32 protein-coding genes are annotated in these 25,734 nt (G+C 39.6%); all 32 read right to left on the bottom strand.

The genetic code is table 11. From position 1 onward, the window contains the following. Window positions 1-60: 60 nt before the first annotated feature. Window positions 61-711, bottom strand: a complete 651-nt coding sequence (locus GH715_RS12410; protein WP_153835626.1) for an adenylate kinase — start codon at window positions 709-711, stop codon at window positions 61-63. Window positions 712-754: 43 nt separating this feature from the next. Continuing rightward, complete coding sequence (gene secY / locus GH715_RS12405) at window positions 755-2,050, bottom strand: preprotein translocase subunit SecY (RefSeq protein WP_153835625.1); 1,296 nt, start codon at window positions 2,048-2,050, stop codon at window positions 755-757. Continuing rightward, window positions 2,050-2,487, bottom strand: coding sequence for a 50S ribosomal protein L15 (rplO, locus tag GH715_RS12400; protein ID WP_018934230.1), 438 nt, complete (start codon window positions 2,485-2,487; stop codon window positions 2,050-2,052). The genes secY and rplO overlap by 1 nt, the downstream gene beginning before the upstream one ends. 30 nt (window positions 2,488-2,517) lie before the next feature. Further along, on the bottom strand, window positions 2,518-2,700 hold the full coding sequence (gene rpmD / locus GH715_RS12395) for a 50S ribosomal protein L30 (RefSeq protein ID WP_018934229.1): 183 nt from the start codon (window positions 2,698-2,700) through the stop codon (window positions 2,518-2,520). 13 nt (window positions 2,701-2,713) lie between these two features. Further along, complete coding sequence (gene rpsE, locus GH715_RS12390; RefSeq protein WP_324186990.1) at window positions 2,714-3,220, bottom strand: 30S ribosomal protein S5; 507 nt, start codon at window positions 3,218-3,220, stop codon at window positions 2,714-2,716. 18 nt (window positions 3,221-3,238) lie between these two features. Then, window positions 3,239-3,601 carry a 50S ribosomal protein L18 gene (gene rplR, locus GH715_RS12385; RefSeq protein ID WP_153835623.1) on the bottom strand — a complete coding sequence of 121 codons (363 nt, stop codon included), beginning with the start codon at window positions 3,599-3,601 and terminating at the stop codon, window positions 3,239-3,241. Window positions 3,602-3,633: 32 nt separating this feature from the next. Beyond that, window positions 3,634-4,170 (bottom strand): 50S ribosomal protein L6, encoded by a 537-nt coding sequence (gene rplF, locus GH715_RS12380; RefSeq protein ID WP_153835622.1) that lies wholly within the window; start codon window positions 4,168-4,170, stop codon window positions 3,634-3,636. A 31-nt stretch (window positions 4,171-4,201) separates the two neighbouring features. Further along, window positions 4,202-4,600, bottom strand: coding sequence for a 30S ribosomal protein S8 (gene rpsH / locus GH715_RS12375; protein ID WP_018934225.1), 399 nt, complete (start codon window positions 4,598-4,600; stop codon window positions 4,202-4,204). A gap of 30 nt (window positions 4,601-4,630) precedes the next feature. Next, window positions 4,631-4,816 carry a 30S ribosomal protein S14 gene (rpsN, locus tag GH715_RS12370; protein ID WP_018934224.1) on the bottom strand — a complete coding sequence of 62 codons (186 nt, stop codon included), beginning with the start codon at window positions 4,814-4,816 and terminating at the stop codon, window positions 4,631-4,633. 29 nt (window positions 4,817-4,845) lie between these two features. Continuing rightward, window positions 4,846-5,385, bottom strand: coding sequence for a 50S ribosomal protein L5 (rplE, locus tag GH715_RS12365; protein WP_018934223.1), 540 nt, complete (start codon window positions 5,383-5,385; stop codon window positions 4,846-4,848). Between the two features lie 27 nt (window positions 5,386-5,412). Beyond that, entirely contained in the window at window positions 5,413-5,724 is a 312-nt protein-coding gene (gene rplX, locus GH715_RS12360) for a 50S ribosomal protein L24 (protein WP_018934222.1), read from the bottom strand. Window positions 5,725-5,763: 39 nt separating this feature from the next. Next, window positions 5,764-6,132: a 50S ribosomal protein L14 gene (gene rplN, locus GH715_RS12355; protein WP_018934221.1), complete on the bottom strand. Its 369-nt coding sequence runs from the start codon at window positions 6,130-6,132 to the stop codon at window positions 5,764-5,766. Between the two features lie 43 nt (window positions 6,133-6,175). Continuing rightward, window positions 6,176-6,439, bottom strand: coding sequence for a 30S ribosomal protein S17 (gene rpsQ, locus GH715_RS12350; protein ID WP_153835621.1), 264 nt, complete (start codon window positions 6,437-6,439; stop codon window positions 6,176-6,178). A 23-nt stretch (window positions 6,440-6,462) separates the two neighbouring features. After that, a complete protein-coding gene (rpmC, locus tag GH715_RS12345) occupies window positions 6,463-6,663 on the bottom strand; it encodes a 50S ribosomal protein L29 (RefSeq protein ID WP_018934219.1) in 201 nt (66 codons plus the stop codon). Then, window positions 6,653-7,087, bottom strand: a complete 435-nt coding sequence (gene rplP, locus GH715_RS12340; RefSeq protein ID WP_018934218.1) for a 50S ribosomal protein L16 — start codon at window positions 7,085-7,087, stop codon at window positions 6,653-6,655. Before rplP ends, rpmC begins: the two co-directional genes overlap by 11 nt. Before the next feature lie 18 nt (window positions 7,088-7,105). Further along, window positions 7,106-7,747 (bottom strand): 30S ribosomal protein S3, encoded by a 642-nt coding sequence (gene rpsC / locus GH715_RS12335; RefSeq protein ID WP_018934217.1) that lies wholly within the window; start codon window positions 7,745-7,747, stop codon window positions 7,106-7,108. Window positions 7,748-7,750: 3 nt separating this feature from the next. Next, the gene (gene rplV / locus GH715_RS12330) at window positions 7,751-8,092 is read right to left on the bottom strand and encodes a 50S ribosomal protein L22 (protein ID WP_018934216.1); all 342 of its coding nucleotides are present in this window, start codon (window positions 8,090-8,092) and stop codon (window positions 7,751-7,753) included. A gap of 19 nt (window positions 8,093-8,111) precedes the next feature. Then, entirely contained in the window at window positions 8,112-8,390 is a 279-nt protein-coding gene (gene rpsS / locus GH715_RS12325) for a 30S ribosomal protein S19 (RefSeq protein WP_018934215.1), read from the bottom strand. Window positions 8,391-8,447: 57 nt separating this feature from the next. Continuing rightward, window positions 8,448-9,278, bottom strand: coding sequence for a 50S ribosomal protein L2 (gene rplB / locus GH715_RS12320; RefSeq protein ID WP_153835620.1), 831 nt, complete (start codon window positions 9,276-9,278; stop codon window positions 8,448-8,450). Between the two features lie 26 nt (window positions 9,279-9,304). Beyond that, window positions 9,305-9,595, bottom strand: coding sequence for a 50S ribosomal protein L23 (gene rplW / locus GH715_RS12315; protein ID WP_153835619.1), 291 nt, complete (start codon window positions 9,593-9,595; stop codon window positions 9,305-9,307). Next, window positions 9,595-10,218, bottom strand: coding sequence for a 50S ribosomal protein L4 (gene rplD, locus GH715_RS12310; protein WP_153835618.1), 624 nt, complete (start codon window positions 10,216-10,218; stop codon window positions 9,595-9,597). Before rplD ends, rplW begins: the two co-directional genes overlap by 1 nt. Window positions 10,219-10,243: 25 nt before the next feature. After that, window positions 10,244-10,876, bottom strand: coding sequence for a 50S ribosomal protein L3 (gene rplC / locus GH715_RS12305; protein ID WP_153835617.1), 633 nt, complete (start codon window positions 10,874-10,876; stop codon window positions 10,244-10,246). Window positions 10,877-10,907: 31 nt separating this feature from the next. Continuing rightward, window positions 10,908-11,216, bottom strand: coding sequence for a 30S ribosomal protein S10 (gene rpsJ / locus GH715_RS12300; RefSeq protein ID WP_018934210.1), 309 nt, complete (start codon window positions 11,214-11,216; stop codon window positions 10,908-10,910). 242 nt (window positions 11,217-11,458) lie between these two features. Continuing rightward, window positions 11,459-12,184, bottom strand: a complete 726-nt coding sequence (locus GH715_RS12295; protein WP_153835616.1) for an alpha/beta family hydrolase — start codon at window positions 12,182-12,184, stop codon at window positions 11,459-11,461. Window positions 12,185-12,296: 112 nt separating this feature from the next. Next, the gene (gene tuf / locus GH715_RS12290; RefSeq protein ID WP_153835615.1) at window positions 12,297-13,487 is read right to left on the bottom strand and encodes an elongation factor Tu; all 1,191 of its coding nucleotides are present in this window, start codon (window positions 13,485-13,487) and stop codon (window positions 12,297-12,299) included. Window positions 13,488-13,606: 119 nt separating this feature from the next. Further along, on the bottom strand, window positions 13,607-15,685 hold the full coding sequence (gene fusA, locus GH715_RS12285; protein ID WP_153835614.1) for an elongation factor G: 2,079 nt from the start codon (window positions 15,683-15,685) through the stop codon (window positions 13,607-13,609). A gap of 42 nt (window positions 15,686-15,727) precedes the next feature. Next, complete coding sequence (gene rpsG / locus GH715_RS12280) at window positions 15,728-16,198, bottom strand: 30S ribosomal protein S7 (RefSeq protein WP_018934207.1); 471 nt, start codon at window positions 16,196-16,198, stop codon at window positions 15,728-15,730. Window positions 16,199-16,238: 40 nt separating this feature from the next. Further along, window positions 16,239-16,652, bottom strand: coding sequence for a 30S ribosomal protein S12 (gene rpsL, locus GH715_RS12275; protein WP_153835613.1), 414 nt, complete (start codon window positions 16,650-16,652; stop codon window positions 16,239-16,241). A gap of 99 nt (window positions 16,653-16,751) precedes the next feature. Then, complete coding sequence (locus GH715_RS12270) at window positions 16,752-17,003, bottom strand: 50S ribosomal protein L7ae-like protein (RefSeq protein ID WP_153835612.1); 252 nt, start codon at window positions 17,001-17,003, stop codon at window positions 16,752-16,754. Window positions 17,004-17,234: 231 nt separating this feature from the next. Continuing rightward, window positions 17,235-20,846: a DNA-directed RNA polymerase subunit beta' gene (rpoC, locus tag GH715_RS12265; protein ID WP_153835611.1), complete on the bottom strand. Its 3,612-nt coding sequence runs from the start codon at window positions 20,844-20,846 to the stop codon at window positions 17,235-17,237. Window positions 20,847-20,952: 106 nt separating this feature from the next. After that, entirely contained in the window at window positions 20,953-24,495 is a 3,543-nt protein-coding gene (gene rpoB / locus GH715_RS12260; RefSeq protein ID WP_153835610.1) for a DNA-directed RNA polymerase subunit beta, read from the bottom strand. A 463-nt stretch (window positions 24,496-24,958) separates the two neighbouring features. Further along, a complete protein-coding gene (locus GH715_RS12255; RefSeq protein WP_153835609.1) occupies window positions 24,959-25,552 on the bottom strand; it encodes a class I SAM-dependent methyltransferase in 594 nt (197 codons plus the stop codon). Between the last annotated feature and the right edge of the window lie 182 nt (window positions 25,553-25,734).

Here is a 25,734-nt window from a genome sequence, read left to right as displayed (position 1 = left end):
GTTTTACGTTATACCTATTTTCATTGTTAGTAACATTATACCAACTTTGGCAACATTTCATTAAGAAATTGTTTTTAATTTCTCATCAATATCGCTGAACACTTCATCAATTTCTTGAGAGCCGTTAATTGTCACTAAGTCACCTTTATTAGAGTAAAAGTCTAACATTGGTTGTGTTTGTTCAAGATTAACCTCTAAACGATTTCTAACTGTACTAGGTTGATCATCTTCACGTTGGATAAGTTTTGCATCATCTTTATCACATACCCCTTCAACCTTAGGAGGATTGAAGATTACATGATAAGCAGTACCACATTCTGGACAAATTCGACGACCAGTAAGGCGTTCAATTAATTCATCCTTCTCAACATCAACGTGTAAAACATAATCAATCGAGCGATCCATGCTAGAAAGTAGTTCATCCAATGCTTCAGCTTGTGCCAAAGTACGTGGAAAACCATCTAACAAGAAACCTTTTTGACAGTCATCTTTGCTTAATCTTTCTTTTACGATACCAATTGTTACTTCATCTGGAACAAGAGCACCTTCATCCATATAGCTCTTTGCTTTTTGTCCAAGCTCCGTTCCTTCTTTAATAGCCAACCGAAACATATCTCCAGTTGAAATATGAGGGATGTCATACTTTTCTACAATTTTTTCTGCTTGTGTCCCCTTACCAGCACCAGGTAGTCCCATAAGGATTAGATTCAACGATTTTCCCCTCGCTCTCTGTCTAGTCCGTTCTATAAAAACTTTACTTAATAAAGCCTTTATAGTTACGTTTTACTAACTGCCCTTCTAATTGCTTCATCGTTTGTAAAGCAACACCAACAACAATTAAAAGTCCTGTTCCACCGATTTGCACGGATTGTGGTAGACCTGCCACATCACCTAATACTAAAGGTAAAACAGCGACAGCAGCTAAGAATAATGATCCAACAAATGTTAGTCGATACATAACACGTGTTAAATAAGTCTCCGTTGTTTTTCCTGGTCGAATACCAGGGATATAGCCACCTTGCTTCTTCAAATTATCAGCCATTTGCTCAGGATTAACTTGAACAAATGTATAGAAATACGTAAATGCGATGATTAGCACAACGTAAATAATCATACCGGTTGGATTTGAATAATCAAAAATATTGGAGATCGTTATCGCAACTTCATTATTCTCAAAGAACCCTGCGATTGTACGTGGTGCAATGATAAATGAAATTGCAAAAATGACTGGAATTACCCCTGCAGCATTTACTTTCAACGGTAAATGAGTAGAGTGTCCTCCTACTGGTGAACGGTTCACTAAACGTTTCGCATATTGTACTGGAATTTTACGTAACGCTTGTTGTATGAAAATAACACCTACTATTACAGCAAGTACAAGCAATACAATCAACAGCACAATGACGATGTTTAGGAAAAGTTCATCTCCTACACCAGATCCAAAGTATTGTGCGTAAATTTGATTAATACCATTTGGAATGGCAGCTACGATACCGGCAAAGATAAGGATAGAGATACCATTACCTACACCATTTGCAGTAATTTGTTCCCCTAACCACATTAAAAATGCAGTACCACTTGTCAATACTAGCGCAATTACTATGAACTTCCCTACACCAGGATCATTAATCAAAAGGCCACCTGACATTGCATTAAAGCCTACTGACATTGCACAAGCTTGAATAAATGCTAACCCAATGGTTGCATAACGAGTAACCTGCGCGAGTTTTTTACGTCCCATTTCCCCTTGTTTTTTCCATTCAGAGAATTTCTGAACGACATCCATTTGCAATAATTGCATAATGATGGATGCCGTGATGTAAGGCATAATCCCCATTGCGAAGATGGAAAAGTTTTGTAATGCTCCACCACCAAATGTATTCAGTAACCCAAAAACATTTTGTTCATTCATAAAGTCAATAGCACTTCGATCTGTAAATGGAACTGGTATGAAAGTACCAATACGAAATACTACTAACATGAGAAGTGTAAAAATAATCTTTTGTCTAATATCAGCCACACGCACAAAATTGGAGATTGTACGAAACATTAAATCACCTCAGTTTGACCGCCCGCTGCTTCAATTGCATCTTTAGCTGAAGCAGAAAACTTATGAGCTTTTACGGTTAATTTCTTTTCTAACTTGCCGTTTCCAAGAATCTTAACACCAGATTTGACCTTACTAATGGTACCAGTCTCAAGTAAAAGCTCAGGTGTCACTTCGGTACCTTCGTCAAAATTATTCAATGTTTCAAGGTTAACAATTGCGAAATCTTTACGGTTGATGTTTGTAAAACCTCGCTTAGGTAAACGTTGGAAAAGTGGCATTTGTCCACCTTCAAATCCTGGACGTACACCTCCGCCAGAACGTGCCTTTTGACCTTTGTGACCACGTCCAGATGTTTTACCATTACCTGATGACATACCGCGACCAACGCGATTGCGTTGTTTCTTCGCTTGTGATGGTTTTAATTCATGAAGTTTCATGCGAGCACCTCCTCTTTACAACAATTTTTATTAAACTTCTTTCACGTCAACTAAATGTGATACTTTGTTAATCATGCCTCGCACGACAGGAGTATCTTCACGGACTACTGACTGATGAATCTTTCTAAGACCTAGTGTTTGAACAGTAGCTTTTTGTACTTCTGATCTACCGATGACACTGCGTTTGAGGGTAATTTCTAATTGATTAGACATTTCGTTTCCCTCCTTATCCTAACAATTCTTCTACAGACTTGCCACGAAGTTTTGCTACTTCTTCAGCACGTTTTAATTCGCTAAGTCCATTGATTGTTGCACGAACCATGTTAATTGGTGTGTTAGAGCCTAGTGATTTAGAAAGAATATCACCTACACCAGCTAGTTCTAATACGGCACGTACAGGTCCACCTGCGATAACTCCGGTACCTTCAACAGCTGGTTTCATTAAGATGTTGCCAGCTCCGAATTGTCCGTGAATTTCGTGTGGAATTGTAGTACCAACGATCGGTACATTGATTAAGTTTTTCTTTGCATCATCAATTGCTTTTTTAATAGCATCTGGTACCTCTTGTGCTTTACCAGTACCAAATCCTACATGACCATTTTTATCTCCAACTACTACCAATGCAGCAAAACGAAAACGACGTCCACCTTTTACTACTTTTGCTACACGGTTAATTGTTACAACGCGTTCTTCTAAATCTAATTTGTTTGGGTCGATGTTAGTACGCAACATATGTCCCTCCTTTTTTGATTAAAATTCAAGACCTGCTTCGCGAGCAGCATCTGCTAGAGATTTAACTCGACCATGATATAAATATCCACCACGATCAAAAACAACATTTGTCAATCCTTTATCGATTGCACGTTTTGCGATAAGCTCGCCAACTTGCTTTGCAGCTTCTACATTTCCTGTTGCTTCTAAGTTTAACTCATTATCTACCGTAGATGCACTAACTAATGTTACATTGTTAACATCATCGATTAGTTGTGCGTAGATGTGTTTATTTGAACGAAATACGTTTAGACGTGGGCGTTCCTGTGTTCCGAATAGGTTCTTACGGATACGCTGATGTCTTTTTTTACGTACACTATTTTTATCAGGCTTTGTGATCATCTAGGTCACTCCTTTCTGCTTGCTACCTAAACTTACTTAGCAGTTTTACCTTCTTTACGACGTACATATTCACCTTCATAACGGATACCTTTACCTTTATAAGGCTCCGGTGGGCGAATAGCGCGGATGTTTGCTGCAACAGCACCAACTAATTCTTTGTCGATACCTTTTACAACTACTTTTGTATTAGCTGGAACTTCAATGTCGATACCGTCAATTGGTTCCAATTCTACAGGGTGAGAATAACCAGCATTAACAACAAGTTTATTTCCTTGTTTTTGTGCACGGTAACCTACACCTTGAATCTCAAGAGCTTTTTCGAAACCTTTATGGACACCTTCCACCATATTACCGATTAGGCTTCGAGTTGTACCATGTAATGCTTTATGTTGTTTAGAGTCACTTGGACGCTCAACAGTCAATACATTATCCTCAATATTTACTTTCATATCACTGTCGAAAGAACGGCTCAATTCACCTTTTGGTCCTTTAACAGTAATGTTATTTCCATCTACTTTGATTTCCACACCTTCTGGAATCTCTAAAAGTTTTAAACCTATACGAGACATGCTACTACACCTCCTGTCTTCTAAGAATATCTTACCAAATATATGCTAGCACTTCGCCACCGATTGCTTGTGCACGTGCTTCTTTATCAGATAATACCCCTTTTGAAGTAGAAACGATCGCAATACCTAAACCATTCAATACTTTAGGAAGTTCATCTGCTTTTGCATAAACACGTAAACCTGGTTTACTAATTTTCTTTAAACCTGAGATTACACGCTCTTCGTTTGTACCATACTTCAAAAAGATACGAAGGATTCCTTGTTTATTATCCTCTACATACTCATAGTCACGGATAAAACCTTCACGTTTTAAAATATCTGCGATTTCTTTCTTAAGATTCGACGCTGGGAACTCCAATTTTTCATGGCGAACCATGTTAGCGTTACGAATACGAGTAAGCATATCTGCAATTGGATCTGTCATAACCATTTCTCATTACCTCCTTCCCTAATCGGGGATTTACCAGCTTGCTTTTTTAACACCAGGAATTTGACCTTTATATGCAAGTTCACGGAAACAAATACGGCAAAGCTTGAATTTGCGGATTACAGAGTGTGGACGTCCACAACGTTCACATCTAGTGTATTCTTGCACTTTGAATTTCGCTTTGCGTTGTTGCTTTGCGATCATTGATTTTTTAGCCACTCTTTTCCCTCCTTATTTTAGCTTTTCGCTTATTTTTGGAAAGGCATGCCAAGTTGTGTTAAGAGTTCTGCAGCTTCTTCATCAGAATCAGCTGTTGTTACGATAACAACGTCCATCCCTCTCACTTTGTTTACTTGGTCATAATTAATTTCTGGGAAAATTAATTGTTCTTTTACACCTAAAGTGTAGTTACCACGGCCATCAAATGCTTTTTTAGAGATACCACGGAAATCACGTACACGTGGTAATGATACATCGATAAGCTTTTGAAGGAAGTCATACATACGCTCTCCGCGCAATGTTACCTTCGCACCGATTGGCATTCCTTCACGTAAACGGAAACCTGCGATTGATTTTTTCGCTTTTGTTACAACAGGTTTTTGACCAGTGATTTGTGCCAATTCTTCTACTGCAGCATCAAGTGCCTTAGAGTTTTGCACTGCATCACCAACACCCATGTTCACAACTATTTTTTCGACCTTTGGTACTTCCATTACGGATTCATAATTAAATTTCTCAACTAATGAAGAAACAATTTCATTATTGTACTTTTCTTTTAAAGTGTTCATCACGTAAACCTCCTTTCATCGCTAAGACTATTTATCTAAAGATTCACCAGATTTTTTAGCGATACGAACTTTCTTTCCATCACGTACTTCATATCCAACACGAGTTGGTTCGCCAGATTTAGGGTCTACTGGCAATACATTTGATACATGAATCGCTGCTTCTTGATTTAAGATACCACCTTGTGGGTTTTCTTGAGAAGGTTTAGCGTGTTTCTTCACAACATTAACACCTTCTACAAGCACACGATCTTTTTTCGGAAATGCAGCTAAAACAGTACCCTGCTTTCCTTTATCTTTACCTGTAATTACTTGTACTTTATCACCTTTTTTGACATGCATGCTATCCGCACCTCCTTACACGGTTTTTCCGTAACGTGCTTATAATACTTCTGGAGCTAGAGATACGATTTTCATGAATTTCGCATCACGCAATTCACGTGCAACTGGTCCAAAAATACGAGTACCTCTTGGACTTTGGTCATCACGAACGATGACAGCTGCATTCTCATCAAATCGAATATAAGAACCGTCTTTACGTCTTACTCCGCTCTTAGAACGTACGATTACTGCTTTTACGACTTCACCTTTTTTAACAACGCCACCTGGTGTTGCTTGTTTTACCGAGCAAACAATTACATCACCAATGTTCGCTGTTTTGCGACCAGAACCACCTAGTACTTTAATCGCTTGTACTTCACGAGCACCAGAGTTATCTGCTACTTTTAAACGAGATTCTTGTTGGATCATATTCGTGTACCCTCCCTTCGGAACTTATCCGAGCGAACTTAAATTAAATAATTACTGCTTCTTCCACAACTTCAACTAGACGGAAACGTTTTGTCTTAGATTGTGGTTTAGTTTCCATGATGCGTACAACATCGCCAATTTTAGCTTGGTTGTTTTCATCATGTGTTTTGAATTTTTTAGAGTATTTAACACGTTTGCCATATAAAGTGTGAAATTTATATGTCTCAACTACAACAGTGATTGTCTTATCCATTTTGTCAGATACGACACGTCCGGTATAGACTTTACGATTATTACGCTCACTCATTTGAGGCTAACCTCCTTTATTTATCAGTTATTTACGCTTAGCTCTCTTTCGCGAACAACAGTCTTCATACGTGCAATGGACTTACGTACTTCACGTAGACGTGCTGTGTTTTCCAACTGACCTGTTGCAAGTTGGAAACGCAAATTGAAAAGCTCTTCTTTTAACGACTTGATCTTTTGTTCAATTTCGGCAGTGGTTAGTTCTCTAATTTCATTAGCCTTCATTGATTTCACCACCAATTTCTTCTCGTTTTACGAATTTCGTTTTGATTGGTAATTTGTGAGATGCAAGACGAAGTGCTTCACGTGCTACCTCTTCTGATACACCCGCAATCTCAAACATTATCTTACCAGGTTTTACTACTGCTACCCATCCTTCAGGAGCACCTTTACCAGAACCCATACGAACCTCTAGAGGCTTAGCTGTATAAGGTTTATCTGGGAAAATTTTAATCCATACTTTACCACCACGTTTCATATAACGAGTCATCGCTATACGAGCTGCTTCGATCTGACGGCTAGTAATCCATGCAGCTTCAACAGCCTGAAGACCGTATTCACCAAATGCTACTGACGTACCGCCTTTCGCTTTACCTTTCATATTACCACGATGTTGCTTACGATGTTTTACACGTTTTGGCATTAACATAATGCTTTGCCCCCTTCCTTAGTTATTGTTTTTAGTTGGAAGGACTTCTCCACGATAAATCCATACTTTAACACCTAGTTTACCGTAAGTTGTGTCTGCTTCTGCAGTACCATAATCGATATCTGCACGCAATGTATGAAGTGGAACTGTTCCTTCACTATAACTTTCAGCTCTCGCCATATCTGCACCACCAAGACGACCTGATACTTGTGTACGAATACCTTTCGCACCTGCACGCATAGCGCGTTGGATCGTTTGTTTCTGTGCACGACGGAATGATACACGGTTTTCTAATTGACGAGCGATATTTTCTGCTACTAATTTAGCATCTAAATCAGCTTTTTTCACTTCGACAATGTTAATGTGTACTCTTTTACCAGTTAGTTGGTTTAGTGATTTACGTAGGGCTTCTACTTCAGAACCACCTTTACCAATTACCATACCTGGCTTAGCTGTAGAAATAGAGATATTTACACGGTTTGCTGCTCTTTCGATTTCAACTTTAGATACAGCACCATCTTTTAAACGTCCTTCGATATATTCACGAATTTTAATATCTTCATGTAAAAGGTCTGCGTAATCTTTACCTGCATACCACTTAGATTCCCAATCACGGATAACTCCGACACGAAGACCAGTTGGATTTACTTTTTGACCCACAGATTATCCCTCCTTTTTCTCAGATAAAACCACTGTAATGTGGCTAGTTCGTTTGTTGATTTGTGTTGCACGACCTTGTGCACGTGGGCGGAAACGTTTCAAAGTAACACCTTCATTTACAAACGCTTCTGACACTACTAAATTCTCAGGGTTCATTTCATAATTGTGCTCTGCATTTGCGATCGCAGAGTTTAATAATTTCTCCACAACTGGTGAAGCACCGCGTTGTGTATGTTTTAAAATCGCAATTGCTTCTCCTGCATCTTTGCCTCGGATTAAGTCAATCACTAGGCGGACTTTACGAGGAGCAATACGAACTGATTTTGCAACAGCTTTTGCTTGCATTAGGAGTACCTCCTCTCAATTAACGTTTTGTTTTCTTGTCGTCTCCAGCGTGTCCTCTATACGTACGTGTTGGAGCGAATTCACCTAATTTGTGTCCAACCATATCTTCTGTTACGTATACTGGCACATGTTTGCGACCATCATATACCGCAATCGTATGACCGACAAAGTTAGGGAAAATGGTAGAGCGACGAGACCACGTCTTCACTACTGTTTTTTTGTCATCCTCGTTCAATTTATCGATCTTTTTCATTAAATGGTCATCTGCGAAAGGTCCTTTTTTTAAGCTACGACCCATGGATAAGCCTCCCTTCGCGATTGTCGGACGGGTATTAATGCCCGTCGTTCAACCCCGTTATTTTTTACGTTTACGTACAATAAATTTATCTGATTGTTTGTTACGCTGACGTGTTTTGTAACCAAGTGTTGGTTTGCCCCAAGGTGACATTGGTGATTTACGTCCGATAGGTGCACGTCCTTCACCACCACCGTGAGGGTGATCGTTAGGGTTCATTACAGAACCACGAACTGTTGGACGCTTGCCCTGCCAACGAGAACGTCCAGCTTTACCTACATTGATTAATTCGTGCTCTAAGTTACCTACTTGACCTACAGTCGCACGACAAGTCGCTAAGACTAAGCGTACTTCTCCTGAAGCTAAACGTACTAATACGTATTTACCTTCACGTCCAAGGATTTGTGCTTGAGCACCAGCAGATCTAGCTAATTGCGCACCACGACCTGGTTTTAATTCAATGTTATGAATAGTTGTACCTACTGGAATATCACCAAGTGGTAAAGCATTACCTAATTTAATATCTGCGTCTGGACCAGATACAATTTCATGACCTACTTGGATACCTTTTGGTGCAATAATATAACGTTTTTCTCCATCTGCATAATGGATTAGTGCGATGTTTGCAGAACGGTTTGGATCGTATTCGATTGTAGCAACTTTGCCTGGTATTCCATCTTTGTCACGTTTGAAATCGATAATACGATACTTACGCTTATGTCCACCGCCTTGATGACGAACTGTTAATTTACCTTGATTATTACGACCACCACGTTTGCTTAATGGTGCAAGTAGTGATTTTTCTGGTTGATCAGTAGTGATTTCAGCATAATCTGATACCGTCATACCTCTACGACCATTGGAAGTTGGTTTATACTTTTTAATCGCCATCTGTTTTCCCTCCTTTGTGATTCAAATTATAATGTTTCAAAGAAATCTAGTTCTTTACTGTCTTCAGATAACTGAACAATTGCTTTTTTACGGTTAGGGCGATAGCCGCCATAACGTCCCATGCGCTTGAACTTACCTTTTTTGTTTAATGTGTTTACATTCAAGACTTTCACACCAAAGATTTCTTCTACTGCATCTTTGATTTGTGTTTTGTTTGCTTCTTTACTTACTTCAAAAGTATATTTCTTTTCTGCCATTAAATCTGCAGAGTGTTCAGTTATGACCGGGCGCTTAATAATATCACGTGCATCTGCCATTATGCAAGCACCTCCCCTGCTTTTTCAGCTGCTTCTTTCGTTAAGATCAGCTTGTCATGCGTAAGCAAGTCTAATACATTCACTTCGCTTACTGATAGTACTTTTACATTTTGAAGATTATTAGCTGATTTTGCTAATACATCGTCTTTATCTGCTGTAACGATTAATGCTTTTGCATCAACATTTAATGAAGAAAGCATTGAAACAACTTCTTTTGTTTTTGGTGTTTCGATTGCAATTCCTTCTAATACTACTAAGCTATCTTCTTTCACCTTAGAAGAAAGAGCAGATTTAAGCGCTAATCTACGCACTTTCTTAGGTAATTTGTAGCTATAGCTTCTTGGTGTAGGTCCGAAAACAGTTCCACCGCCTACCCATTGTGGTGAGCGAATTGAACCTTGGCGTGCACGACCTGTTCCTTTTTGGCGCCATGGTTTACGTCCACCACCACTTACGTCAGAACGGTTTTTCACTGCATGTGTACCTTGACGTAAAGATGCGCGTTGCATTAAAACAGCGTCATGTAGTACATGTTCATTTGGTTCGATTCCGAACACCGCGTCGTTGATTTCTACATCACCAACTTGTGATCCACTTTGATTATATAGTGCTACTTTAGGCATGACATATCCTCCCTTCGATTAATAATTAGTTAGCCTTTATTGCACTCGTAACTTTCACGAATGATTTTTTTGCACCTGGAACGTTACCTTTGATTAATAAAAGGTTACGCTCTGCGTCCACTTTTACTACTTCTAAGTTTTGGATTGTAATTTGCTCTCCACCCATTTGTCCAGGGAGTTTTTTACCTTTGAAAACTCGTGCTGGGTCAGCGGCAGCTCCCATTGAACCTGCTGATCTGTGGTAGTGAGAACCATGAGTTTCCGGTCCACGTTGTTGGTTGTGGCGCTTGATCGCACCTTGGAAACCTTTCCCTTTAGAAGTACCTGTTACATCGATTTTATCTCCTGCTTCAAAAACCTCTACGTTTATCTCTTGACCTAAATCATATTCATCAAGATTTACGTCACGGATTTCACGAACGAAGCGCTTAGGAGTAGTATTTGCTTTTTCAGCATGTCCTTGCTCTGGTTTGTTAGCGCGATTTTTCTTTTCGTCTGCAAAACCAATTTGGATTGCTTCATATCCATCATTTTCTTCTGTACGCTTTTGCAGCACAACGTTTGGTTCAGCTTGAACTACTGTTACAGGGATTAATTCGCCCTCTTCAGAGAAAATCTGTGTCATGCCGACTTTGCGACCTAAGATTCCTTTCGTCATCCGTTACACCTCCTAGAATGTTAAATTTATATTATAGTTTAATTTCAATATCTACACCTGACGGTAAATCCAAACGCATTAATGAATCAACCGTTTTTGGTGTTGGACTTACAATATCAATTAGACGTTTATGTGTGCGCATTTCGAATTGCTCACGAGCGTCTTTGTATTTGTGAGTCGCACGCAAAACTGTGTATACCGATTTTTCCGTTGGTAATGGAATCGGTCCTGAAACTCCTGCACCAGATCTTTTTGCAGTATCTACAATTTTATCTGCAGACTGATCTAAAATACGGTGATCATACGCTTTTAAACGAATTCTAATTTTTTCTTTTGCCATTATTTTCCCTCCTTTTCGCCCATTTAGATAATAGACTTTCTCCGCGAAAATTCCTTGATACACCCGCCATGGCAAAGGGGCCGGGTGTGCCAACAACCTTCCGCATCATCGCCTGTTTTATGACCAACATTGTTTATTATATAGAAATAACGCGATGAATGCAAGATTTATATGAAATTTTTTAAGAAATTATTTAGGTTGATTTCTTAGCCGAAAGACTTTGGTAATTATGAATGAACATATCAATCAATACTACTAATCCAACTATCTATGCCATCGATAATTTCGTTCTGCTGTTCTTTCACCTTTATCACAGCATCATTATCGCCCTTTTGCGGACCATATATACCAAACTGTGCGTGGTTGCCACCTTCTATTTCAAAAAAAGCAGCTTGCTCAGAGAAGTATTCTTTACTTTCTTCAACATCATCCAGCGTAGTAAGTCCATCACGTTCTCCATATATAGATAGCATCGGCAAAGTTGTTCCTGAGAAATCTTGACTTTCGGTCGAATAGGATCCTAAAAAAAATAATCCACTTATTATTTCTTTGTTCTCTTTTGTGTACATGGAAGCTGCTACTCCACCTAAAGAGTGTCCACCTATATACCAATCTGATACTTGTTTGTATTTAGCCTGAAGTTCTTTTGCTACATCCTTATCAATTATCGCAAGGTTCAAACGGAAAGTAGGTATTCCTACCACATATCCTCGTTCACTTAACTCTTGTGCTAAGTAACTATATGCTTCTGGCTCAACTTTAGCACCGGGATAAATAATAATTCCCTTTTCATAATTGGTGGTCGGCTCAAATGTTAACCACCCATCTTCTTCGTCTATCTGATCCACTAATTGATAAAGCTCCCCTGTTGCTTCATATGTTTGTTGTGTCCAAATATAAAAACCAACTACTGCTATAAATAAAATAGAAAACACTATGAATATGCTGTACTTTAAAAACCTTTTCATCTGTTACTCCTATTCATGCATTATCTCTCTTTGAGTTACTTAATGTTCTATTTTCTTATAACGAAAAAAAGCAGGTAGCCTTATGACTACCTGCTTTTATATATATCATTGATTACTCAATGATTTCTGCTACGACACCAGCACCTACAGTACGTCCACCTTCACGGATTGAGAATTTAGTTCCATCCTCGATCGCGATTGGAGAGATAAGAGATACTGTCATTTCGATATTATCACCAGGCATTACCATTTCCACACCTTCTGGTAACTCGATAACACCAGTTACGTCAGTTGTACGGAAATAGAATTGTGGACGATAGTTTGAGAAGAATGGAGTGTGACGTCCACCTTCGTCTTTAGAAAGTACATAAACTTCCGCTTTGAATTTTGTGTGTGGAGTAATAGAACCAGGCTTAGCTAGTACTTGACCACGGTTGATTTCTTCACGTGCAACACCACGAAGTAGTGCACCAATGTTGTCACCAGCTTCTGCATAGTCAAGAAGCTTACGGAACATCTCAACACCAGTGATAGTAGTTTTAGAAGCTTCTTCAGCAAGACCGATGATTTCTACTTCGTCACCTACTTTTACAACACCACGCTCAACACGTCCTGTTGCAACAGTACCACGACCAGTGATAGAGAATACGTCCTCTACTGGCATCATGAATGATTTCTCAGTATCACGGTCTGGACGAGGAATATAGTCATCAACAGCTTCCATAAGTTCAAGGATTGCGTTAACGTATTGCTCTTCACCTTCAAGTGCTTGAAGTGCAGAACCTTTGATTACTGGTACATCATCACCAGGGAAATCATATTCGCTTAATAGATCACGTACTTCCATTTCAACTAGTTCTAGAAGTTCTTCGTCATCTACCATATCACATTTGTTTAAGAATACAACGATCGCTGGTACACCTACTTGACGAGAAAGTAAGATGTGCTCACGAGTTTGTGGCATTGGACCATCCGCTGCAGATACTACAAGGATAGCGCCGTCCATTTGTGCAGCACCAGTGATCATGTTTTTAACATAGTCAGCGTGACCTGGGCAGTCAACGTGTGCATAGTGACGGTTATCAGTTTCGTACTCAACGTGTGCTGTTGAGATTGTGATTCCACGTTCTTTTTCTTCTGGAGCACCATCGATTTGGTCATAAGCACGAGCTTCCCCGCTACCATATTTGTTGAAAAGAACGTTTGTAATTGCTGCAGTTAAAGTTGTTTTACCATGGTCAACGTGTCCAATTGTACCAATATTAACGTGGTCTTTGGAACGGTCAAATTTTTCTTTAGCCATGTATATTTCCTCCTTTAATTAAGTAAAAAGTTTTTTTATATTTTCATGTATCTCGGCTTAGGCATTTGAATGCTTAAGCCTATAATACAAGTTATACTTTAGATTAAGAAAAAAATCAATTATTCGCCAGCATTTTTCTTAATAATTTCTTCTGCAATGCTCTTAGGAACTTCTTCGTAGTGATCGAAGTGCATAGTGTAAGTACCACGACCTTGTGTATTAGAACGAAGTGCAGTTGCATAACCAAACATTTCTGAAAGTGGGACAAATGCTTTTACTACTTGAGCAGGTCCACGAGCTTCCATTCCTTCTACACGCCCACGACGGGAAGTTACGTCACCCATAATGTCACCCATGTATTCTTCTGGGATAACAACCTCAACCTTCATCATTGGTTCAAGGATTACTGGGTTACATTTGTTTTTCGCTGCTTTAAGCGCCATAGATGCTGCTACTTTAAATGCTGTTTCGTTAGAGTCAACATCGTGATAGCTTCCATCGTAAAGTGTCGCTTTCACATCGATTAATGGATAACCAGCAAGTACACCATTTTCCATTGATTCCTTAATACCAGCCTCAACAGATGGGATGTATTCACGTGGTACAACACCACCAACGATGTTATTTACGAATTCAAAACCTGCACCTTCTTCGTTAGGTTCAAATTTAACCCAAACGTGACCATATTGACCACGACCACCAGATTGGCGAACGAATTTACCTTCTACTTCCGCAGAACCACGGAATGTTTCACGGTAAGATACTTGTGGAGCACCAACGTTAGCTTCTACTTTAAACTCACGCTTCAGACGGTCCACGATGATGTCAAGGTGTAACTCACCCATACCTGAGATGATCGTTTGACCAGTCTCTTGGTTTGTTTCAGTTTTGAATGTAGGATCCTCTTCAGCAAGTTTACCTAATGCAACCGCCATTTTGTCCTGGTCAGCTTTTGATTTAGGCTCGATTGCTACAGAGATAACTGGTTCAGGGAATTCCATAGATTCTAGAATAACCACGCTTTTCTCTGCACATAACGTATCACCAGTACCAGTATCTTTCAGACCAACAGCACCAGCAATATCACCAGCGTAAACCTCAGCAATTTCCTCACGAGAGTTAGCGTGCATTTGTAGGATACGTCCTACACGTTCACGTTTATCTTTCGTAGAGTTTTTGATGTATGAACCTGATTTTAATGAACCAGAGTACACACGGAAGAATGTAAGTTTACCTACAAACGGGTCTGTTGCAACTTTAAACGCAAGTGCAGAGAATGGCTCTTTGTCGTCTGCCTTACGAACTATTTCTTCATCTGTTCCTGGAACAATACCTTCAATCGGAGGAATGTCTAATGGTGATGGTAAGTAATCCACAACACCATCGATTAGCAATTGCACCCCTTTGTTTTTGAAGGCAGATCCACAGAATACCGGATAGAACTCAACACTTAAAGTTGCTTGACGAACAGCAGCTCTTAATTCATCATTAGAGAACTCTTCACCTTCTAAGTATCGTTCCATTAGATCTTCATCTAATTCAGCTACTGCTTCAATTAGATTTGTGCGGTATTCTTCAGCTTGCTCTTTATACTCATCAGGAATCGGCTTCGCTTCTGCACGAGTACCTAAGTCATCCAAGTAATAGTAAGCTTCCATCGTAATAAGGTCGATGATTCCTTCAAATTCATCCTCAGCACCGATTGGAAGCTGTACTGGATGAGCGTTTGCTCCCAGACGATCACCAATTGTACCTACAGAATAAAGGAAGTCAGCTCCTACTTTATCCATTTTGTTTACAAAAACAATACGTGGAACACCATATGTTGTCGCTTGGCGCCACACTGTCTCTGTTTGTGGTTCTACACCAGACTGAGCGTCTAGAACAGCTACCGCACCATCAAGTACACGTAATGAACGCTCAACTTCTACTGTGAAGTCTACGTGTCCAGGTGTATCGATGATGTTAATACGGTGACCTTTCCACTGAGCAGTTGTTGCTGCTGAAGTGATGGTAATACCGCGTTCTTGTTCCTGCTCCATCCAGTCCATTTGAGAAGCACCTTCATGTGTTTCCCCAATTTTATGGATGCGTCCCGTATAAAATAAGATACGTTCTGTTGCAGTTGTTTTACCAGCATCGATGTGTGCCATGATACCGATATTACGTGTATTCTCCAAGGAGAACTCTCTAGGCATGAATCTTTCTCCTTCCTACATGAAATATTGTTAGTTTGATGATTACCAGCGATAGTGAGCAAATGCTTTATTTGCCTCTGCCATCTTGTGCATATCTTCGCGTTTTTTAACAGATGCACCTGTATTATTTGAAGCATCTAGTATTTCATTCGCTAAACGCTCTTCCATTGTTTTTTCGCCGCGAAGACGAGAATAATTCACAATGTAACGCAAACCTAATGCTTGACGACGTTCAGGTCTAACCTCAACTGGTACTTGGTAGTTAGAACCACCAACACGACGTGCACGAACTTCAAGTACTGGCATAACGTTTTTCATAGCTTGTTCAAACACATCCATAGCGTTTTGACCGCTACGTTCTTGAACTAATTCGAAAGCACGATACAAAATCTTTTGTGCTTTACCTCTTTTTCCATCAATCATAATCTGATTAATTAAACGTGTAACAAGTTTTGAGTTGTATAACGGATCTGGTAAGACATCACGCTTTGGTACTGGTCCTTTACGTGGCATATCTCCCCCTCCTTTCTATTGTGTTTTTATCAGAAATCACTTATTTTTTAGGTCTTTTCGCACCGTATTTTGAACGGCCTTGCATACGTCCTTCTACACCTGAAGTATCAAGCGCACCACGAACGATGTGATAACGAACCCCTGGTAAGTCTTTTACACGACCACCACGAATTAATACAACACTGTGTTCTTGAAGATTGTGACCAATTCCAGGAATATAAGCTGTTACCTCGATTTGGTTGGACAAACGAACACGCGCATATTTACGAAGTGCAGAGTTCGGTTTCTTAGGTGTAAGTGTACCCACACGAGTACATACACCACGTTTTTGTGGGGCAGATTGATCAGTCGCTACTTTTTTACGACTATTGTACCCTTTATTTAAAGCAGGTGAATCTGATTTTTTACCTTTAGATACACGGCCTTTACGGACTAATTGATTAATAGTTGGCATCTATATTTCCTCCTCTCTGTTCTCAAGATGTAATACCACACATCCAGGTGGTTCATAATAGAGCAAAAAACAAAGTCTTCGCAAATAATTGCCAAAACTTTATTGTTTGATCACTACTGTTGCTGCACCGACATCTATCCCACATGCTTTTCCAAGTTCTTTCATAGAATCAACATAGAAATAAGGGACATTATGTTCAGTTGCAACTCGTAAAACTTTACTAGTAATATGTGAATCAGCATCACTAGCAACGATTACCTCTTTTGCATAACCATTTTTAATGGCTTTTAAAACTTGTTTCGTTCCGACTATCTTTTCAGTATTTACCTGTGCCACTTTTTCATAAGACATCTGCATATCCTCCAAAGTAACAAGGATAACGGAAGCACCTTAAATATACTATCATCACAAAAAATTAATGTCAACTTTTATTTGTAAAAATAAATAATTATTTAAAGTGTTTCATGCATACCTTGTTTTCTTTCAAGTAAATGTAATAGTGGATTACCTGCAATACTTCTTGCAGGTAACCCTGTTGTGTTGCCTAACTTCAGTGAGTAATGGCAACTAGACCTTTTATTATTACTGAATCACTTCTTCAGAGTCTGTTTCCTCTTCTTGTACGGGATCAACGGCCAGTTTTTCCTGGATACGTCGATAGCGTTGCATACCAGTACCTGCTGGCACAAGTTTACCAATAATAACATTCTCTTTCAGTCCAAGTAATTCATCTCGTTTACCTTTGATCGCTGCATCTGTTAGGACTCTTGTAGTCTCCTGGAAGGAAGCAGCAGATAAGAATGAATCTGTTTCAAGAGATGCTTTCGTAATACCTAGTAGTACCGGACGGCCTACTGCTGGTTGACCACCTGTTACGATCGCTTGTTTGTTTGCATCTTTAAACTGGTGGATTTCTAGTAGAGATCCTGGTAATACTTCTGTATCTCCGGAATCAGCTACACGTACTTTACGAAGCATTTGTCTAACCATTACTTCCACGTGTTTATCGCCGATTTCTACCCCTTGCATTCGGTATACTTTCTGTACTTCTTTTAATAAGTAAGATTGTACGCCGTCAATACCTTGAACTTTCAAGAGTTCTTTTGGATCAATAGAACCTTCTGTTAATGCTTGACCTGCTTCTACTTCATCTCCGATAGAAACTTTAAGTCGCGCACCATACGGCGCTGTGTAGGTTTTGGTTTCCACCGCACCTTGAACAACAATTTCTTGTTTGTCTTTCACTTCGGTCACATCTTGAACAGTACCGAAAATCTCGGAAATAACTGCCTGACCTTTTGGATTACGCGCTTCGAAAATCTCTTGAATACGCGGTAAACCTTGAGTAATATCGCTTCCTGCAACACCACCAGTGTGGAATGTACGCATTGTTAACTGTGTACCTGGTTCACCAATAGACTGAGCTGCAATAATACCTACAGCTTCGCCCACTTCTACTTCCTCACCAGTAGCTAAGTTACGGCCGTAGCATTTTTTACATGCGCCATGTTTCGTATTACATGTAAAGGCGGTTCTAATGGTTACTTCTTCAATTCCTGATTCTACGATTTCTTTTGCTGCATCTTCAGAGATGACTTCGTTTTTCGCAACGATTAATTCGTTTGTTTCAGGATGCTTCACATTCTGGAATACCGTTCTACCGATGAGACGATCAATAAGTGGTTCGATCATTTCTGTACCCTCTTTAATAGCAGATACAGTTAAACCACGGTCTGTTCCGCAATCATCTTCACGGATAATCACATCTTGTGCAACATCTACAAGACGTCTTGTTAAATAACCAGAGTCTGCTGTCTTAAGGGCTGTATCGGCTAGACCTTTACGAGCACCGTGTGTAGAGATAAAGTACTCTAGTACCGTTAAACCTTCACGGAAGCTTGATTTGATCGGTAATTCAATGATTCGACCAGCCGGGTTCGCCATTAATCCACGCATACCTGCTAGCTGTGTAAAGTTAGACGCGTTACCACGCGCACCGGAATCACTCATCATAAAGATCGGGTTACGCGGGTTCAAGGATTTCATCAGTTTCTCTTGAATGGTATCTTTCGCTTGTGACCATACAGAAATAACACGGTCATAGCGTTCTTCATCGGTAATTAAACCTCTACGGAATTGCTTCAATACTTTATCTACTTTATCTTGTGCTTCCGCCAGAATTTCTTCTTTCTCAGCAAGCACAACGATATCTGATACACCTACTGTGATACCAGCTTTTGTAGAGTAAGCAAAACCTAAGTCTTTCATACGGTCCAACATTTTTGAAGTTTCGCTGATCTTGAACTTCTTGAATACTTCCGCAATGATATCACCGAGAATTCCTTTTTTAAATGGTGGAATAATATCGCGTTGGGCGATTTCTTCTTTAATATTAGCTCCAGGCTCAACGAAATACTTATCTGGTGTTGCAACCTCTAAGTTTTGTTGTGTTGGTTCATTCATGTATGGGAATGACTCTGGCAGCATATCGTTAAAGATTAACTTACCAACGGTTGTGATCATTAATTTATTTGTTTGTGCTTCGCTAAATGATTCTTTATTTAGTGATGCTGGTTGAATAGCAACACGTGTGTGTAAATGTACAAAACCATTCTGATATGCGATTAATGCCTCGTTTAAATCCTTAAACACCATACCTTCACCAATCGCATCCTCACGTTCCATTGTTACGTAATAGTTACCAAGTACCATATCCTGTGATGGAGTAACAACTGGTTTACCATCTTTCGGATTAAGAATGTTTTGGGCAGCGAGCATTAAAATACGTGCTTCAGCTTGTGCTTCTGCTGATAAAGGAACGTGTACCGCCATTTGGTCACCATCGAAGTCTGCGTTATATGCAGTACAAACAAGTGGGTGCAAGCGGATAGCGCGACCTTCTACAAGTGTCGGCTCAAATGCTTGAATACCTAAACGGTGTAGTGTTGGTGCACGGTTTAATAGTACAGGGTGTTCTTTAATAACGTCTTCTAAGACATCCCATACTTCCTCATGCAACCTCTCAATTTTACGTTTTGCTGATTTAATGTTATGAGCTAACCCTCGCTCTACTAATTCTTTCATAATAAACGGTTTGAATAACTCAACAGCCATTTCTTTCGGTAGACCACATTGATACATCTTCAAGTGTGGACCTACAACGATTACGGAACGACCGGAATAGTCAACACGTTTACCTAATAAGTTTTGACGGAAACGACCTTGTTTCCCTTTTAACATATGGGATAGTGATTTTAATGGACGGTTCCCTGGTCCAGTTACCGGACGTCCACGGCGTCCATTATCAATCAACGCATCTACTGCTTCTTGAAGCATACGTTTTTCGTTTTGCACGATAATACTAGGTGCCCCAAGGTCAAGCAGGCGTTTCAAACGATTGTTTCGGTTGATTACACGACGATATAAATCGTTTAAGTCTGAAGTTGCGAAGCGTCCACCATCTAATTGCACCATTGGTCTTAATTCAGGTGGAATGATCGGTAGAACATCCATAATCATCCAGCTTGGATCATTACCAGAGTTACGAAATGCTTCTAATACTTCTAAACGTTTGATCGCACGGGTTCTACGTTGACCTTGTGCAGATTTTAATTCTTCACGTAACAATTCTACTTCTTTTTCAAGATCGATATCTTGCAAGATTTTCTTGATTGCTTCAGCACCCATTGCTGCTTTGAAAGAATTACCGTATTTATCACGATAAGCACGGTATTCTTTTTCAGATAATAATTGCTTTTTCTCTAATGCTGTATCACCTGGGTCTGTCACAATGTATGCTGCGAAGTAAATAACTTCTTCCAGTGCTCTAGGTGACATATCTAATACTAGTCCCATTCGGCTTGGGATACCTTTAAAGTACCAGATATGTGAAACAGGGGCTGCTAGTTCAATGTGACCCATGCGTTCACGACGAACTTTTGCTTTGGTTACTTCGACACCACAACGGTCACATACGACACCTTTGTATCTTACACGCTTATACTTTCCACAATGACATTCCCAGTCTTTTTGAGGACCGAAAATTCGTTCACAAAACAGACCATCTTTCTCTGGTTTAAGTGTACGGTAGTTAATAGTTTCAGGCTTTTTCACTTCACCAAATGACCAAGAACGAATTTTATTTGGTGATGCTAATCCGATTTTCATAAATTCAAAATTATTTACATCTAACAAGGGGTTAACCTCCCTTTTAGTCTTTGAGTTTCGTTCACTTTAGGCTTTATAGACACCTCTCACCCGGTCAGCCTTGGTGAAAGAATGACCGGGTTTGAGTATTTCATTAACTAGTAGTTTCTTCAATTTCTAGGTTAAAGTTATCTGCTGATTGATTATCATCTTCTTCGTCATCACGAAGTTCGATTTCCTGCTCATCTCCAGATAACATCTTTACATCCATACCTAGACTTTGTAATTCCTTAATCAGTACTTTAAATGACTCTGGAATTCCAGGTTCAGGAACATTATCGCCTTTAACGATCGCTTCATATGTTTTCACACGACCTACTGTATCATCTGATTTAACCGTTAGGATTTCTTGTAGTGTATAGGCTGCACCATAGGCTTCTAATGCCCATACCTCCATCTCACCGAAACGCTGACCACCAAATTGTGCTTTACCACCTAGTGGTTGTTGCGTAACAAGTGAATATGGACCTGTTGAACGAGCGTGCAACTTATCATCTACCATGTGTGCTAGCTTGATCATATACATTACACCAACAGATACACGGTTATCAAACGGTTCACCTGTACGTCCATCATAAAGGATTGTTTTCGCATCTCTTGGTAGACCAGCTTCTTCTAAAGTCTCCCAAACATCTTCTTCGCGCGCACCATCAAAAACTGGTGATGCAACGTGAATACCTAGTTGTCTCGCTGCCATACCTAAGTGCAGTTCAAGTACTTGCCCGATGTTCATACGAGATGGTACCCCTAATGGGTTTAACATGATATCGATCGGCGTTCCGTCTGGTAAGAACGGCATATCTTCTTCTGGTAAAATTTTCGAGATAACACCTTTATTACCGTGACGACCAGCCATTTTATCCCCTTCGTGAATCTTACGTTTTTGAACGATATATACACGGACTAACTGGTTTACACCTGGTGGTAATTCATCACCATCCGCACGATTGAAGATTTTAACATCTAGTACAATTCCTCCTGCACCGTGAGGTACTCGAAGTGATGTATCACGAACTTCTCGTGCTTTCTCACCGAAAATAGCGTGTAACAAACGTTCTTCGGCTGATAATTCCGTTACCCCTTTAGGTGTAACTTTACCAACTAATAAGTCACCGTCTTCTACTTCAGCACCTACACGGATAATGCCTCGTTCATCTAAGTCACGTAATGCATCTTCTCCTACGTTAGGAATGTCACGTGTGATTTCTTCAGGTCCTAATTTCGTGTCACGTGCTTCTGATTCATATTCTTCAATGTGAATGGACGTATAGACGTCGTCTTTTACCAGACGCTCACTCATAATGATCGCATCCTCGTAGTTATAACCTTCCCACGTCATAAAGCCTACAAGCACATTTTGACCAAGTGCCAGTTCACCCTTTTCCATAGAAGGACCATCAGCTAAAATTTCACCTTTGGTCACACGGTCACCTTTAGATACGATAGGGCGTTGGTTATAGCAAGTACCTTGGTTGGAACGAATGAATTTCTGTAGACGGTAGCGGTCTAAGTCACCTTCCACTTCTTTTCCATCTACTTCTGTAATTCGACGAACCAGAACTTCTTTCGCCTCTACTCGTTCTACGACACCTTCATGCTTACAGATTACGGCTGCACCAGAGTCTTTACCTGATACATATTCCATTCCTGTACCAACAATCGGTGATTTAGGCTGCATAAGTGGTACTGCTTGACGCTGCATGTTTGCTCCCATTAATGCACGGTTTGAGTCATCGTTTTCCAGGAACGGAATACATGCTGTCGCAGCAGATACAACCTGCTTAGGCGAAACGTCCATATAGTCTAATTTTTCACGTTTAACAATCGTGTTTTCACCACGGAACCTTGCAATTACTTCCTCATCAGCAAATGTGCCATCTTCATTCAACTTCGCATTCGCCTGTGCAACGACGTAGTTATCTTCCTCATCCGCCGTTAAGTAATCCATTTGGTTAGTAACCCGACCTGTTTCAGGGTCAACTCTACGATATGGCGTTTCAATAAAACCAAATTTATTGACTTTCGCATAAGATGATAGCGAGTTGATTAACCCAATGTTTGGTCCCTCAGGTGTTTCGATCGGACACATACGACCATAGTGAGAATAGTGAACGTCACGCACTTCAAACCCTGCACGTTCACGAGTCAGACCACCTGGTCCTAATGCAGATAAACGTCTTTTATGTGTTAACTCTGCTAACGGGTTCGTTTGATCCATAAATTGAGATAACTGTGAACTACCAAAGAACTCTTTGATAGATGCAATGACAGGACGTATATTAATTAACTGTTGTGGAGTGATGGAAGATGTGTCCTGAATAGACATTCTCTCACGAACCACACGCTCCATACGTGACAGACCGATTCTAAATTGATTTTGTAGTAACTCTCCAACTGAACGAAGACGACGATTTCCTAAGTGGTCAATATCGTCGGTATCTCCAACCTGATGTAAGATGTTAAAGAAATAACTGATTGCAGATAGAATATCAGCAGGTGTAATGTTTTTAATACCGTCATCTACATTACAATTGCCTAATACAGTTAATGTTCTTTCCCCTTCAGGATCAGTTGGATCCATAATCTTAATCGATTGGACACGAATTGGATCCTCTAATACACCTTCATTTGGCTCTAGCACTCTCTCACCGAAACGATTTTCGTCAGAGTCTAGTATTGGTAATATTTTATCTAACAAGCGTCTATCTAACTTATCTCCTCTGTTAGCAATCACTTCACCCGTTTCCGGATCCACTAGTGGTTCTGCAAGGATTTGGTTAAATAAACGGTTTTTTAAATGTAATTTTTTATTGATTTTATAACGACCAACATGTGCTAAATCATATCTTTTTGGATCGAAAAATCTGGAAACCAATAAACTTTTAGCATTTTCTACTGTTGGCGGTTCTCCAGGACGAAGGCGTTCATAAATTTCTAATAATGCCTTTTCACTTGTTTCTGTGTTGTCCTTTTCCAACGTATTCTTTAAATACTCATTTTCGCCAAATAAATCTAAAATTTCTTGGTCATCACCGAAACCTAACGCTCTAAGTAAAACCGTAATAGGTAATTTTCTAGTACGGTCAATTCGTACGTGTACAACATCTTTTGCGTCTGTTTCAAATTCTAACCAAGCACCTCTATTTGGGATAACAGTAGCGCCATAACCACGTTTTCCATTCTTATCAATTTTTTCGTTAAAATAAACGCTAGGTGAACGAACAAGCTGTGAAACGATAACACGCTCTGCACCATTAATAATAAAAGTACCTGTTTCGGTCATTAATGGGAAATCCCCCATAAAGACTTCTTGCTCTTTCACTTCACCTGTTTCGTTATTCAATAAACGAACCTTTACTCGAAGAGGAGCGTTGTATGTTACATCTCTTTCTTTGGATTCATCGACTGGATACTTTGGTTCTCCAAGGCTGTAATCAACAAATTCTAGTGACAAATTGCCGGCAAAATCCTCGATTGGAGAAATATCCTGGAACATTTCTCTTAAGCCCTCATCTAAGAACCATTGATAGGATGCAGTTTGAATCTCAATTAAATTTGGTAATTCTAATACCTCGCTGATACGCGCATAGCTTCTGCGTTGGCGGTGTCGTCCGTATTGAACTAGTTGACCTGTCAACTGATTCACCCCTCGATCAATATTAAAGATAGTTGCTATAAAAATAGCACAAATGAAACCACACTTACTATTTATACATAACTTACTATAGGCATTTGACATTTTTCTATAGATCGTATAAATTTAGTAAGTGTTAAACACTCGTCCGGTTAGCATACCGAACAAACCTGTGATCTTTTTAGGACACAAGCTTTATATAGACATTTGCGATAAGCAAATGTTATTCAATTACTAATAGTTCTGTGGAAAATAATAAAAGGATTTCTAAAAGGTTAAGTAGACAATCTCTATTAGCTAATAGCCGTTTAATAGTAACAACAAAGATGCCAAGTTACAAAAGTCTCATGTTGAATAGTTTTGCCTATTTTTTAAAAAATATACATTTTTCCAACATTTTCACTTGACAAACCTTCAGTCCTATTGGCATTTTTCAATATTACCACAAACACCTAACAGAGTCAAATTATTTTGCGCAGAAAATAAAGTATCCTTTTTCCTTCTTTACTACTTCTACCTCTTCAAATAATTCTGTTAGCTTCTTCTTAGCCGAAGGTGCTCCTTGCTTTTTCTGAATAACAACCCAAAGTTCGCCATTTGGTAACAAAGCTTCTTTTGCTTCTTCAAACATCTTGTGCACAATTTGTTTACCTGCTCTGATCGGTGGGTTGGTTAAAATAGCGGCAAATGATTGGCCCGTTACATTGGATAATATATCGCTCTTTTTAAAGGATACATTGGCGATTTTATTTTGTTTCGCATTTTTTTCTGCTAATGATAAAGCTCTTTCGTTCACATCTACTCCAACGACAGAACGTTCGGGAAGGAATCCAGCCAAAGCAATACTAATAGGTCCATAACCACAACCTAAGTCTAGTAACGGACCATCTATATCTGGTACATGAAAAGCTTCAATCAAAACACGAGATCCGAAATCAACTTCATTCTTAGAAAAAACGCCATTATCTGTAGTAAAAGTGAACTTCTTCCCCCTTAATAGATATTGCCACGTTTGCGGATCACTAGCAACATCAGGAGACTGCGAAAAATACTGATCCATTTCCACACCCACTTTCCATTGTTAAATCTAATTCCCTATAGATACAAACTGCGAAGTAATGAAAGGTGAAAAGCGAGGCTTTCTCCCATCCTGATTAATGATGAGTGCTCACATGCGCTCCGGCAGAATACTTCGCTTTCCGTGGGCTCGGCTTCAGCTAACTTGGTGAAGAAAAGCACTTT

Origin of the sequence: Gracilibacillus thailandensis (assembly GCF_010994055.1) — a bacterium.
GTDB classification, from domain to species: Bacteria; Bacillota; Bacilli; order Bacillales; family Amphibacillaceae; genus Gracilibacillus; species Gracilibacillus lacisalsi.
Note: the sequence above shows the minus strand (reverse complement) of the source record. Positions and strands in the feature narration are given on the sequence as shown.

Bases quoted from the DNA above. Each gene is read 5' to 3' on its own strand.
- secY (WP_153835625.1), bottom strand. From the start codon at position 2,050: ATGTTTCGTACAATCTCCAATTTTGTGCGTGTGGCTGATATTAGACAA.
- rplO (WP_018934230.1), bottom strand. From the start codon at position 2,487: ATGAAACTTCATGAATTAAAACCATCACAAGCGAAGAAACAACGCAAT.
- rpmD (WP_018934229.1), bottom strand. From the start codon at position 2,700: ATGTCTAATCAATTAGAAATTACCCTCAAACGCAGTGTCATCGGTAGA.
- rpsE (WP_324186990.1), bottom strand. From the start codon at position 3,220: ATGTTGCGTACTAACATCGACCCAAACAAATTAGATTTAGAAGAACGC.
- rplR (WP_153835623.1), bottom strand. From the start codon at position 3,601: ATGATCACAAAGCCTGATAAAAATAGTGTACGTAAAAAAAGACATCAG.
- rplF (WP_153835622.1), bottom strand. From the start codon at position 4,170: ATGTCTCGTATAGGTTTAAAACTTTTAGAGATTCCAGAAGGTGTGGAA.
- rpsH (WP_018934225.1), bottom strand. From the start codon at position 4,600: ATGGTTATGACAGATCCAATTGCAGATATGCTTACTCGTATTCGTAAC.
- rplE (WP_018934223.1), bottom strand. From the start codon at position 5,385: ATGAACACTTTAAAAGAAAAGTACAATAATGAAATTGTTTCTTCATTA.
- rplX (WP_018934222.1), bottom strand. From the start codon at position 5,724: ATGCATGTCAAAAAAGGTGATAAAGTACAAGTAATTACAGGTAAAGAT.
- rplN (WP_018934221.1), bottom strand. From the start codon at position 6,132: ATGATCCAACAAGAATCTCGTTTAAAAGTAGCAGATAACTCTGGTGCT.
- rpsQ (WP_153835621.1), bottom strand. From the start codon at position 6,439: ATGAGTGAGCGTAATAATCGTAAAGTCTATACCGGACGTGTCGTATCT.
- rpmC (WP_018934219.1), bottom strand. From the start codon at position 6,663: ATGAAGGCTAATGAAATTAGAGAACTAACCACTGCCGAAATTGAACAA.
- rplP (WP_018934218.1), bottom strand. From the start codon at position 7,087: ATGTTAATGCCAAAACGTGTAAAACATCGTAAGCAACATCGTGGTAAT.
- rplV (WP_018934216.1), bottom strand. From the start codon at position 8,092: ATGCAAGCAAAAGCTGTTGCAAAATCAGTTCGTATTGCTCCTCGTAAA.
- rpsS (WP_018934215.1), bottom strand. From the start codon at position 8,390: ATGGGTCGTAGCTTAAAAAAAGGACCTTTCGCAGATGACCATTTAATG.
- rplB (WP_153835620.1), bottom strand. From the start codon at position 9,278: ATGGCGATTAAAAAGTATAAACCAACTTCCAATGGTCGTAGAGGTATG.
- rplW (WP_153835619.1), bottom strand. From the start codon at position 9,595: ATGGCAGATGCACGTGATATTATTAAGCGCCCGGTCATAACTGAACAC.
- rplD (WP_153835618.1), bottom strand. From the start codon at position 10,218: ATGCCTAAAGTAGCACTATATAATCAAAGTGGATCACAAGTTGGTGAT.
- rplC (WP_153835617.1), bottom strand. From the start codon at position 10,876: ATGACGAAAGGAATCTTAGGTCGCAAAGTCGGCATGACACAGATTTTC.
- rpsJ (WP_018934210.1), bottom strand. From the start codon at position 11,216: ATGGCAAAAGAAAAAATTAGAATTCGTTTAAAAGCGTATGATCACCGT.
- GH715_RS12295 (WP_153835616.1), bottom strand. From the start codon at position 12,184: ATGAAAAGGTTTTTAAAGTACAGCATATTCATAGTGTTTTCTATTTTA.
- tuf (WP_153835615.1), bottom strand. From the start codon at position 13,487: ATGGCTAAAGAAAAATTTGACCGTTCCAAAGACCACGTTAATATTGGT.
- fusA (WP_153835614.1), bottom strand. From the start codon at position 15,685: ATGCCTAGAGAGTTCTCCTTGGAGAATACACGTAATATCGGTATCATG.
- rpsG (WP_018934207.1), bottom strand. From the start codon at position 16,198: ATGCCACGTAAAGGACCAGTACCAAAGCGTGATGTCTTACCAGATCCG.
- rpsL (WP_153835613.1), bottom strand. From the start codon at position 16,652: ATGCCAACTATTAATCAATTAGTCCGTAAAGGCCGTGTATCTAAAGGT.
- GH715_RS12270 (WP_153835612.1), bottom strand. From the start codon at position 17,003: ATGTCTTATGAAAAAGTGGCACAGGTAAATACTGAAAAGATAGTCGGA.
- GH715_RS12255 (WP_153835609.1), bottom strand. From the start codon at position 25,552: ATGGATCAGTATTTTTCGCAGTCTCCTGATGTTGCTAGTGATCCGCAA.